Consider the following 12,031-nt stretch of genomic DNA (forward strand, 5'->3'; position numbering starts at 1 on the left):
ATTTAATGCAGTTAAGTAAAGGCTAGTATGCTTTTGCGCAGTTTCTACCTGATGCCTTTGCTTTGTATAAACCTTTATCGGCTCGAGCAAATATCTCAGTTTCGCAATCTTGGCTGTTAGCTAAAGTAAAACCAATACTAGTTGTTACTTTGTATTTAGACATTAATGGCGATTTTCTTACTAAGCACATTATACGCTCAGCAATCACTTTATTAGTTGTAAACTCAGGGTCTTCAATAAGTAAAGCAAACTCATCACCACCAAATCTAAATACCGAATCAGTGCCGCGTATACTACTACACAGTACTTTTGAAAATTCTTTAAGTGTATCGTCACCAATTTTATGGCCGAAGTTGTCATTAACTTGTTTAAAGTTATCTAAATCAAGCAACATTAAACTAAATGGACGTTGATAACGGCGACAGTTTTCAAGCTTTTGAAGTAAAAAGTCATTAAATTGACTACGATTATTTAAACCGGTTAACGCATCCTTTGTGGCAAGCTTTAGTACGCGGCTATACATCATCGCATTACGAAGTGGATAAACCAGCGCAGTATGTAATGTATGTAATTTTTTCTCAATTGCGTGACCAAGCGGGAATTTACTAAAATAAATTAGCTGCCCTAAGTGGTCTTTATTAATCGCTAAATCAAAAATATAGGGTGTACTATTTGTATCACTTTGTGATGTTTGAGCAGTACCTAAAGTTGATTGAAACTGCAATCCAGAAAAATTGAGCAATTGTTTTGCAAATTTAGCGTAAATAGCCAGAACATCCTCGATCACTAAGCTTGTTTGTAGCTCTGCGACGAGTTCATGCGTTTCAGTTATTTCATTTGTAGGTGATTGTTCAGCCGAAAACGGCAAAAAATCACCGCGACCAGACACACGCTGCGTCAAAATATGGACGTTTTCCATTAAATTCTCCCCCGAGGGTGTTACTTTGCAATAACTAAGCTATTTTTGTGCCATATTTTAAAATTGCATGAAAAACATATGGTTGTTATATTTACTTACAAGCTACTAGTTTAATTTAAACGCGAGGCTGCATTTGCAAAGTATTAATGCTCAAATTTTTGGCTTATTAGTCGCGGCAGTTCTTTTTGTGTGGTTTTTTAAGCGCATTGGCTTGCCGCCTATTTTAGCGTACCTAGCAACGGGGGTTTTAGCCGGTAGTCATGGTATTGGCTGGCTTGCACAATCTCACGAAATAGAGTTTGTAGCTGAACTGGGTATTGTGTTTTTGTTATTTAGTTTAGGGCTAGAATTTTCTATTTCTCGGCTAATGGCAATGCGCAACCTAGTATTTGGTTTGGGCTCATTACAAGTAGGTATAACCAGTTTACTCTTCATTATTATTCTATATTGCTTAAACTTTTCATTACTCACCAGTTTTACCATCGGCACAATTATGGCGCTTTCTTCAACCGCTGTAGTAGTTAAGCTATTAAAAGAAACGGGTGAGCTTAATCAGCGCCGTGGGCAATTAGCCGTTGGTGTTCTACTTTTTCAAGATATTGCTGTTGTTCCTTTATTAATAATACTTCCTTTATTTGCATCAAGTGACTCTCAAAGTATTGGCTGGGTTTTAGCGTTTGCCCTAAGTAAAGGCGCATTTGTATGTGTGCTTCTTTGGGCAATTGGTAAATGGGTATTGCCTATTGTGTTTAAAGAAATAGCGCAAGTACGAACCGATGAGTTATTTGTACTTACCACCATATTAGTCGCGTTGTTTGCAGGCTTTTTAACGTATATGTTTGGCTTGTCTATGGCGCTAGGTGCTTTTTTAGCCGGAATGATGTTAGGTGAGAGCCATTACAGGCATCAGTTAGAGGCCGATATACGCCCATTTCGCGATATTTTAATGGGGCTATTTTTTGTTACTGTAGGTATGCAGCTAGATATTTTATTTGTACTAGGACATATCGTAATAATTATTGGCGCCTTGCTGGGTTTACTGGTATTAAAAATTGCAGTGGTAGCATTTAGCGCGCGGCTAATGCATGAGCGAAACCAAGATTCACTCGCCTGTGGCATTATGCTGTGGCAAATGGGGGAGTTTGGCTTTGTACTTATTGCACTCGCTGGCCAGCATCAATTATTAAATTCAGAGCAAGCTTCATTTTTAATTGCCCTTGGTGTGCTTTCAATGGCATTTACCCCATTTTTGATTGATAAAACGCCATTTATTTTAAAGCGTTTAGGCATACTCGATCGCCCAAGTTTGGCGCTCGAGAGTGAGCCACAAAGTAGTACGCTTTATAGCGACCATGTTGTTATTTGTGGTTTTTCGCGAGTTGGGCAAACTATAGCGCGTTTTTTAAAGCCCGAAGCAATTGACTATGTTGCGATTGAAAGTAACCCAATTTTAGTGCAAGAAGGCAAAGCGGCAGGTGAGCCTGTCATATTTGGCTATGTTAAACAAAAAGATATTTTAAAGTGCGCAGGAGTAGAGCGAGCTCGCTTGGTTATTATTACTTTTACAGAGTTTGATCACGCACAGGTTGTTATTGATGCCATAAAGCAAATAGCACCCAATGTTAAAATACTCATTCGTACCCGTGACGATAGCCAGCTAGATTATTTAAAAGAGCTAGGTGTAACCGAAGTAGTACCTGAGTCGTTAGAGGCAAGCTTAATGCTCGTGTCGCATGTGTTGTCTATGTCGGGCGTACCGATGACGCGTATTGTGCGAAGAGTAAGTAAAGAGCGTCGTAATCGTTATCCGTTAATGCAAAGCTTTTATGCAGGCTATTTTAAAGATAACGAAGATACATCAAGTGACCGGTTAGAGTACTTACATGTGGTTGCTCTGCCTGATAAAGCTTATGCAGTTAATAAAACAATCGAAAATCTAAATTTAGAAAAGCGTCGGGTACTGGTAAAAGCACTGCGCAGAGAAGGGGCCGAAATAGACACGCCATCAGTACAAACAACCTTATTGGCTAATGACGTTTTAGTGTTACAAGGTAAACCAAGGCGTGTTGAGAGGGTAGAGCACTACCTGCTCGACGGCATAGAATAACGTTTCTGTTAGGGCTTAATCTAGTTCTAAAAACTTGCGTATCTCCGGTAATTTTTTCATACCGTCTTCATAACCAATTTGCATTAAATGCTGGGTGTAGCGTTTTTCAAACAATAGATAACTGGTTAAGCTCGATTGCGAATGTTTTTTAACACCTATGGTACGTAGCAATACTTTAATAGCCCAAGGCATATCGTCGTAATACTGCGCTGCAATAGCATTAAAGTTTTGCGAAGGGTTAATTACAAAGGTATCTATTTGTTTAAGTTCTTGATGTTTGTCACGAGCGGGTAATAGCCCTAATGTTCGGTTAACACGAGCCAAACGCTCTAAATCCGATTGCATAGTGTCGGTAAATACACTGTCTAGTAAATGCCCCGCAACAGCAGATAGTCCAGGATAATGTGGCGAATAACCCGGCGGGTGTAATTCTTTAGGTTGGTCTACCCCAATAATAAATATTTTTTCAGCGCCTAAATGAATCGACGGACTCAGCGGAGAAAGTTGATGTATAGAGCCATCACCAAAGTAATGGTTATAAATATTTACACTTGGAAACACCATAGGAATGGCACTTGATGCCATTAAGTGCTCAACATTAATACGAGTTGCGCGGCCTTCGCGTTTAGCACGTTGCCACGATGTTTGCGTATTAGATTGAAAAAATGCAACCGAGTCACCCGTTGTATAACTTGAGGCTGTAATAGACAGCGCATCTAAATAATTACGGTGTAAATTGCGCTCAATGCGGTGTAAATCTAAAATCTCGTTTAATAAACTACGCAGAGGGCGGTTATTTAGTAAGCTCGCTGGTGGGTGGTTAATATGCTCTGACTGAAAGCTCGTTAAAATATTACGCGCAATATGGCCAAATACACTTAAAAAGTCACTTTTATAGACCATAGAGGTTGAAAAGTTTTTCCAAACTGATTCGAGCTTTCGTACAGCCAAATGCGCACAAGAAGCGTAACATGCCAATGCAGCAGAGTTAATAGCGCCAGCGGAGGTGCCATTTATTACTCTAAATGGCAATGGAGCAGTACGAGGCATACTATGAGCTAGCGCTTTTAGCACACCGACTTGATAAGCAGCTCGTGCGCCACCACCTGTAAGTAATAAGGCAGTTTTAGGTTTTTGTGGATCAACTTGCTTGATTTTCATATTGGTGGTTAAACTGTTCTACGTCTTTACTTTATTTATTAACTGTAAGTCTTTAAGCTAGAAGAATCAAAGGATAACTGCCCTAATGCTTATTACATTATTTAATCACCCAATTTAGTAGGTAACTTACTTTGCTATAATTGCCGTATTATAAAATGTCATAGTATTTGTGTAAGAATGAATTTAATCCACTTAGCGTACTCTAAGTGATATCGCATTTTAATTTTTATGGAGTTCGTATGTCAGATAAACCAGAAGCATCAGATGTTCAAAAACGTCCACCTAATAACAATATTCTTTTCGCCGTTATTATTTTAATAGTCGTAGCATGTGCGGCCGCCTTCGTATTGCTCACACCAAGTGACGAGCAAGAAACACGCACTGAGGTAGAGCCCGCAGTTAAAGAGCAACCTATGATGGAGCTTAAACCCGAGAATGACCCAGTGGTAGACGCGCCATCTGTAATGCCAGAAAAACCAGCCGAGCTTGAAGTACCAGCACAAAGCCCGAGTGAGCCGGAGCCTGAAGTAGAGCCACTACCAACACTTAACGAAAGTGATGCAGTTGTGGTTGCTAAAATGGATGAGTACCTAAGCGACTCAGTAATGAGCCTAATGGTGACCGACGATGTAATTCGCCGTGGTGTTGTATTTGTAGATAACCTAGCTAAAGGTAAGGTAGCTAAAAAGCACACGCCTGTTGTACAGCCAGAAGAAAAATTTAGCGTTAATGAAGGCGATATCCTCACGATTAACCCTAACAGCTACGAGCGTTATACCCCGTATGTGAAAATATTTACCAGTATGAGTGCAGCGCAAGCCGTTCGTATGTACGAAGAGTACAAGCCACTTATTAATAATGCATACAGTGAAATTGGTTATGGCGATGATGAGTTTAATCAAACGCTAACCGATGCGATCGATTTATTACTTGATACGCCAGAGCCTGAAGGTGACTTGCCGTTACTTCGCGACTCAGTGACGTATCAGTATGCGTTTTCGGAGTGGGAGCAATTACCTGCTGCGCAAAAACAGCTTTTACGTATGGGTCCAGAAAACATGAAAAAAGTAAAAGCAGCACTTCGTAATATAAAAGCGCAGTTAGAGAACAATTAATACGCACTAAAACAGCTAAATACGTCGCGATTGTATATGAAATATGCAATCGCACTTTCTTTTTAGATTATCCCTTGAATAACAGAGCAAAAGTAGAGATAATCCTTCCCGCGCCAACCAAGGCCCTCAATGGTAGTCTTATTGGTCCTCTCGCAACACTAGCAGGCGAACCTGGTCAGGCCCGGAAGGGAGCAGCCACAGTTTGTGACGTGTGTGCCGAGATGTGGCTGGTAAGACTGCCACCCAAATTCCTCATTTGGGTGTTGTTTGAAGTATAAGTTGACATATTTGTACTAAAATATGGCATAAATTAGAAGTATAAACTGACATAGCTTAGTAATAACCAAATTGTTAAATGGCTCACTCACATTTACAAAATAAAACACACCCGTGTAAAAACCTCCATAAATTTGCTAGTCAAAAGATAAATCACTTATTTAGTCGAATCCTCTTTAGAGTTTGATGCATGTTTCTATTTTTAATTTTCACCATCAATAGCCGCATTTGAAGCACAACCACTAGGTTACGAATATGAGTTTGATAACCGTACTTGCCGTTACACACCTGACTTTTTAATTACCCACACAGACGGCACGCAAAAATTTATAGAAGTAAAACCGCAAAGCAAAATTGCTGACGAAGACTTTCGTGCTCGATTTGTTGACAAGTCGGATAATAACCCTAATTTCATTCACCTAATGCAATGGGGCGTTTAAATTACACTACTTTAAATAGAGTTAAACGACCTTCTTATACGATGCAAACAAACTGGTTGCTGAGTACAACAGCAGCGGTAGTCTATTACGTCGTTATGTTCATGGTATAGGTGAAGACGACCCACTGGTGTGGTACGAAAGTAGTGGCACAGGTAACAAGCGCTATTTACACGCAGATGAGCGCGGCTCAATTATTAGTGAAACGAATGGTTCAGGTTCAATAATAGCAACACATAAGTATGGCCCATTTGGAGAGCCGATTAATACCAGCTCATCGCGTTTCCGTTACACAGGGCAAATCTTAATCCCAGGTACTAAGCTTTATCACTACAAAGCACGGGTTTACCACCATGAATTAGGGCGTTTTATGCAGACTGACCCCATAGGCTACGAAGACGGCATGAACTGGTACGCGTATGTGGGAAATGATCCAGTCAATGCTACGGATCTAACGGGAAAAAACTCTTATAATCCGAAATCATTGATGATTACCCCTGAACAAAACAGAGCTTTAAGACAAGCAACAACTGTAAGTGCGGGACCTGCTATCGGAGCGAAGATTGGCATAAAAACACCCAATGCTACAGCAAAGTTTGGTGGCGAAGCTTCTATGACTGTTCAAAATGGGGACCACGGTACTGAAAATGTTACAACAATTGAAGTGTTAGCCAATATAGATTCAAATGTTGCTAGTGCTAAAGCGCAGCTATTTAAGGTAGAAGAAAAATCCGATAGTCGTACAGGTGTGCCTAAAGTGACTTCTGTCACTAAAGAAGGACCTAAGTTAACAGGGCAAATAAAATCAGGGAATGTATCCTTGAACAATGAAAATAAATTAAAAGTTGAAGTTACTTTAGGGTTTTTTAAAGTGCCGGCAGAAGTTAACTTGGATAAACTAAATGAAAAACACTAACTTTTCGGTGAAAAATGTCGGCTCACTATGGCGCAATTCTATAATTTTATTTGTTTTAGCAGTTTTAGCAGTTTTAACGTTTCTAGTTACGGCGTCAGTGTTTGATGAGTGCTACAGAATACTACACTTGGCTGTATACGTAACGCAAATTGGGGCATTTATAGCTCTTTTGATTATGCCCTTAGTAGCTAGCGTTATTAGGAAAAAAAGCTTTTTTATAACAGTTTTAGTCTTAATTTTATTTAATGCTATAGGGAGTATTTTTCTGTATTTCTATTTTAGAAAAGAAATGAAGCAGTAGAACAATCGGGGTCAGTTTTTGCATTTTTTTGCCTGAAGTGTTCTGCCAGTAAGTTTGGCTGCTGGTACTTTTGAGGACAGGCATGAAGAAACTATTACATTTACAGTTGTAGATGAGAATGGCGTAAAAGAGTCTATTACCACAACAGCAGAACATCCATTTTATGTAGATAACCTTGGGTTGTTAGCGGCTGGTGATATTGAAGTAGGCACTATTGTTTCTGGACCAAAGTTTGAAAACGATATTACTATTGCGCCTATACATGCTAACGAAGAACCACAATATGCTTATAATTTTACTGTAGACATTGATCACACATATTTCGTTGGTAAGACGAATATGTGGGTACACAATGTCTGTGACTTTTCGAAGGTTCCCAAGACTCCAACAGGAAGAGGCTCTGGTGCTCCCAGTGACAGAGATCCTAAAAGAACATACTCTAGGGGGAAAACTAATGAAATGTTGCAAGATCAAGGTGGCAAATATGCTGGTTGTGGAGAGACTAAACCTTTAAGTGAAATCGATGGTCACCATAAACAGCGTCACGCAGATGGTGGCCCAACAACTAAAGAAAATGGTGCTGCACTTTGCAAAGACCGTCATAAAGAAGTACATGCGAAAGAGAAGTAGATTAAATGAATGAAAATGATGCATTAAATACGATAGGTAATGCTATCAATAGTCACGGCTATTTTGTGTATACCACAAGTGGGGGAAGTTCACCGCGCTTTTTATATACCATAGGGCTGCATGAAAAACTTGGTGTGGAGCTACTTTTTGCCGGGGGAGCTTATTTTTCGGCTCAATTAGCCAAAAATATAGTAGATTGTGCAGCGAAATACTTGATGAAGAATCCTAGCGCATCCTCATTTAATGTGGAAAACATAAGTGGAAGCTTTGAACTGAAAAGAGCAGGAGAATCTTGGTCTAACAATTTGCCATTAGGTGCCATCGACTATTATAAAGCAGATAAAATTTGTTTGATGCAGATAATACCACCAAAGCAATTAATGACAATCGATGTTCCGAATTGTGATTTACCTATGAACGACACAAATAATAGAGTGTGGTCTTGGTTTGATCGTAGTTACTCAAGTGGGTTACCTAAAAATTGTTCAGCAGTGACAAATTTAGAGGCCCTAAAGGGAGCCGCTGTAACTGAGGCAATGAGGTGGGAAGTTGATCAATGGGAGCTATTTTCAGGGGCAGGTCCGGATGTGAAAAAAGAGGATACAAGAGTCGTTCCGCTGAGTACACTTGTATTGTATGACTCCACATTAGATCTGGTAATGAAGCTTGAAGAAGGAAAAGGGCTTTGGCGCAACGAGGATATGATGTGGAACAAATGGAACTAATTTAAATAGTAACCAATTAAATCATTTGAATCCAAAGCCTCACTAGCCGAGGCTTTTTTAATGCATCTATCTATACGCAATGTAATAGCCGGTTTGTATATAAAAGGAATTAACATGATGATGGAGAAACTGCATTAAACTATGCCGAAACAGGATCATTAAGTTTAGGTAGCGCGGTGACTGATGCTGCTTTAGGAATTGTAAACCCGATTAAAACATTACAAAAAGCAAAGCGTCTAGCTAAAATTATTAAGGCAAACTCAAAAGGTGATTCAGCGGCTAAGAGCGTCAGTCGTTCATGTTGTTTTGTCGCTGGAACTCAAGTCCTAACAGAAGACGGCTATAAAAATATAGAAGGTGTTAAACTAGGCGAAAAGCTCTGGGCAAAGAACACAGACACGGGTGAACAAGAATGGAAGCCAGTTACCAAAATCTTCGTTGAACCAGATCGCGGTATCTTCGAAATCAAGTTGGTTGGAGAGGTGGGGGGTGAGCAAAAAATTGAGGCTACTGATAACCACCCCTTCTATGTAGTTGGAAAAGGATGGAAGCAGACTATTGAGTTAGAAGTTGGCGATCTCATTGAAACTGACGGTCACAGTTCTATGAAAGTAGTTAGCGTCACCGATGAACAACGCCTTGATTTAACCTATAACTTTACTGTTGCTGATTTTCATACTTATTATGTTACGAAGAAAAACGTGTTGGTTCACAATTGTCCTACAGGAACTTATGTGAATAAGCACGAGTCGGGAAAAGTGTACGTTGGTAAAGGTGATGCTGAACGAGCAGCTATTTCAGCGAAGAGGGTTGAGAAACAAACAGATGATGCTCACGTTAGTACTCAAACTCAATCTGCTGCATCTGATAGGGATTCATTTAAGCAAGAATCTGGGTTGATCGATCAGTATGGCGGGGTAAAAAGTGACAAGAATCACAATGCTATTGAATCTCCGGGTAAGAAGTACAGAAAGCAAAATGGGGAGCTATGATGGAAGAATTTCCAAATGATGATGATGGAAGAACCCTAAAGGAGCTTGCTCAATATGGGATAAAAAAAGGAAGTAAAATTGATATCGAACTTTATTGCTATGCCAAGAACTTAAATACTGCAAAGAGTATATGTGATGAAAAGTTTATTTCTGATAACTATGAAACGGATATATTTGAGAATGAAGAAGCAGTTAGCTCCCTTGAAAGGATCTCTGTATATTTCAAAAGAAATGTAATTTTAAACTATGAAAATGTCATCAATGAGCAGTTAGAGCTTAACCGGATTCTTTCTGAGTTTGGAACTAAATGTGATGGGTGGGGTGCATTAATAGACAGCCCTCAATAGTTAAAAGTTGAATCCAAAGCCTCGCTAGCAGGGGCTAGGATTCAACCAAACTAGCATTATTTGCTCTCAACTCAAAGCCAGCGTAAGCTTAATGCCGATCAGTTAAGAAATACTTAACGATCCATTGACCGATCTTCTGGTTAGTTTATAAAGGTTTCTGAATTTATTCAGGAGCCTTTTATTTTGCAACTTACTACCGCCCTTTCTCTAGCTATAAATTTAAACTAGACATCCACTCAAATTTTTTTCACTTTTACGCTCAAAGTACTACGCTTTATTTAGTGTAAAAAACAAGCAGGATGTCTTATGGCTATCGCAAGAAAACGTCAAGTAAGTTTGGCAGATACAAAGTACTACCACTGTATTTCACGTTGCGTGCGCCGTGCATTTTTATGTGGAGAAGACCATTTTACTGGTCAATCCTACGAGCACCGCAGGGGCTGGGTTGAAGATAAACTGTTAGAGTTAGCCAAGGTATTTTGTATTGACGTGTGCGCTTATGCAGTCATGAGTAACCACACTCATTTAGTGCTGTATGTAGATGATAAAAAAGCGGAACGGCTAAATGATAAAGCGATTGTTATTCGCTGGCACAAGCTGTGAAAAGTCGGCAGGGTCACCCATTAGAAAGTTCCGGTCAAGCAGACAGCTATGTTTTCTTGATCTTTTTATTCAAAAAAACCAAGTGTTGTTATTTTTTAAACTCACTTTAAATATGACTATACATCCAGTAATGACGCCGATTGGTGTGAATATTCACTGTGTCTTGAATAAATAACGCCATATAATTTAGGTAGTAAGCATCATTGAGGATTAGTTAGGCCTTTGGCTTTCCCCTCAGTCATCGTTCAGTGCCAATGAAACTAATGGGGTATTGACTGTTGCCCTTGGTAAGCTTTAACCGGCAACTTAAAAAGTTATGATGGTTGGCGCTATAACTACAATGCACATAACCGTTTAACGTCTGCGTCTAAGTCAGGTACCAGCTTAGCGCTTGGCTATGATGCGACGGGACGATTAAATTACTCAACACTCAATGGCACTAAAACGACCTTCTTATATGATGCAAACGAACTGGTTGCGGAATACAACAGCAGCGGTAGTCTATTACGTCGCTATGTTCATGGTATAGGCGAAGATGACCCGCTAGTGTGGTACGAAGGTAGTGGCACAGGTAACAAGCGTTATTTACACGCAGATGAGCGCGGCTCAATTATTAGTGAAACGAATGGCTCAGGTTCAATAATAGCAACACATAAATATGGCCCATTCGGTGAGCCGATTAATACCAGCTCATCGCGTTTCCGTTACACTGGGCAAATCTTAATCCCAGGTACTAAGCTTTATCACTACAAAGCACGGGTTTACAATCCGAAGCTCGGCCGCTTTATGCAGACCGACCCCATCGGCTACAAAGACGGCATGAACTGGTATGCCTATGTGGGGAATGATCCAATTAATGCGACGGATCCGACGGGTGAGTGGGGGTTAGTCGGTTTTATTGCAAGAGTCAGTTTAGAGGTTGCAAGACAAGCTATTACAGGTGAGTTAAAGGCAGATTTTAATAGTGTCGCGAAAATTGGAGTTGCAGGTTTAGCTGGTGCTGCTGGTGCTGGTCTTGGTAGAGGTATTGCCTCTTTAACTTCTAGCATTGCGCTAAAGGCTGGGGCTAATGCGTATGGTGGTGCATTAATAGGTACTTCTTCGACGGTAGCGAATAATGCTATTGATGGTAAAGAATTAGACTCGGGAATTTTGAAGGGAGCTGCTCTCGGTGCAATTGGTGCTGTTGCAGGCAGCGTTAGTGGGGATGCTGTTGATGCTGTGGTTGGAGCAGCAAAAGGTACATCATCATTCGCTCAAAAACAAATCTCTTCCCACATCAATTCTACAACTGGTAGCGCCTTGGGAGCTACAGTTAAATCAGAGTCAGTTGGAATAGGTGAAGCTATGGGTAACGTTATTAGTAATTCTGGCGGGGCTGTTGAGTGTGCAGGAAACAAGTCATGTTAAATAGAGTTAAAGAAGCTTTTTTCAAGATTGTATTATTATCCCCTAATGGATTCGCAATCTTAATGGTGTCAATGATAATGGAAGTGGTATAT

Annotated in this window: 10 protein-coding genes, 1 other RNA gene and 2 pseudogenes; 11 read left to right on the forward strand and 2 right to left on the reverse strand. The window is 40.1% G+C overall.

Translation table 11 applies throughout. The features are described from left to right. Window positions 1-22 precede the first annotated feature (22 nt). Window positions 23-919, reverse strand: coding sequence for a GGDEF domain-containing protein (locus tag AC5NT5_RS05725; protein ID WP_182672024.1), 897 nt, complete (start codon window positions 917-919; stop codon window positions 23-25). Between the two features lie 133 nt (window positions 920-1,052). Between AC5NT5_RS05725 and AC5NT5_RS05730 the strand changes: the two genes are divergently transcribed. Then, entirely contained in the window at window positions 1,053-3,026 is a 1,974-nt protein-coding gene (locus AC5NT5_RS05730; RefSeq protein ID WP_494514285.1) for a monovalent cation:proton antiporter family protein, read from the forward strand. A 15-nt stretch (window positions 3,027-3,041) separates the two neighbouring features. Here the strand turns inward: AC5NT5_RS05730 and AC5NT5_RS05735 are convergent, their stop codons facing one another. After that, window positions 3,042-4,187: a patatin-like phospholipase family protein gene (locus AC5NT5_RS05735; RefSeq protein WP_002958292.1), complete on the reverse strand. Its 1,146-nt coding sequence runs from the start codon at window positions 4,185-4,187 to the stop codon at window positions 3,042-3,044. A gap of 239 nt (window positions 4,188-4,426) precedes the next feature. Between AC5NT5_RS05735 and AC5NT5_RS05740 the strand changes: the two genes are divergently transcribed. The 10 genes and pseudogenes from AC5NT5_RS05740 to AC5NT5_RS05785 form a co-directional block, all read left to right on the forward strand. Next, window positions 4,427-5,302, forward strand: coding sequence for a DUF3014 domain-containing protein (locus tag AC5NT5_RS05740; protein ID WP_039484317.1), 876 nt, complete (start codon window positions 4,427-4,429; stop codon window positions 5,300-5,302). Between the two features lie 139 nt (window positions 5,303-5,441). Further along, window positions 5,442-5,538, forward strand: an RNA gene (ffs, locus tag AC5NT5_RS05745) — signal recognition particle sRNA small type. Window positions 5,539-5,796: 258 nt separating this feature from the next. Then, entirely contained in the window at window positions 5,797-6,018 is a 222-nt protein-coding gene (locus tag AC5NT5_RS05750) for a TnsA endonuclease N-terminal domain-containing protein (protein WP_310736078.1), read from the forward strand. A gap of 127 nt (window positions 6,019-6,145) precedes the next feature. Continuing rightward, window positions 6,146-6,931, forward strand: a complete 786-nt coding sequence (locus tag AC5NT5_RS05755) for an RHS repeat-associated core domain-containing protein (RefSeq protein WP_494514284.1) — start codon at window positions 6,146-6,148, stop codon at window positions 6,929-6,931. Between the two features lie 355 nt (window positions 6,932-7,286). Continuing rightward, on the forward strand, window positions 7,287-7,862 hold the full coding sequence (locus tag AC5NT5_RS05760; protein ID WP_182682323.1) for a polymorphic toxin-type HINT domain-containing protein: 576 nt from the start codon (window positions 7,287-7,289) through the stop codon (window positions 7,860-7,862). Between the two features lie 5 nt (window positions 7,863-7,867). Then, complete coding sequence (locus AC5NT5_RS05765; RefSeq protein ID WP_182682322.1) at window positions 7,868-8,587, forward strand: hypothetical protein; 720 nt, start codon at window positions 7,868-7,870, stop codon at window positions 8,585-8,587. A gap of 176 nt (window positions 8,588-8,763) precedes the next feature. Next, on the forward strand, window positions 8,764-9,579 hold the full coding sequence (locus AC5NT5_RS05770; protein ID WP_494514283.1) for a polymorphic toxin-type HINT domain-containing protein: 816 nt from the start codon (window positions 8,764-8,766) through the stop codon (window positions 9,577-9,579). Next, window positions 9,579-9,926, forward strand: coding sequence for a ribonuclease E inhibitor RraB (locus AC5NT5_RS05775; RefSeq protein ID WP_182715264.1), 348 nt, complete (start codon window positions 9,579-9,581; stop codon window positions 9,924-9,926). Before AC5NT5_RS05770 ends, AC5NT5_RS05775 begins: the two co-directional genes overlap by 1 nt. A gap of 306 nt (window positions 9,927-10,232) precedes the next feature. After that, window positions 10,233-10,526: pseudogene (locus AC5NT5_RS05780) on the forward strand (transposase); the annotation flags it as partial. Between the two features lie 327 nt (window positions 10,527-10,853). Beyond that, window positions 10,854-11,939: pseudogene (locus AC5NT5_RS05785) on the forward strand (RHS repeat domain-containing protein); the annotation flags it as partial. Window positions 11,940-12,031 lie beyond the last annotated feature (92 nt).

This window comes from Pseudoalteromonas sp. J2K-J599 (assembly GCF_059295115.2).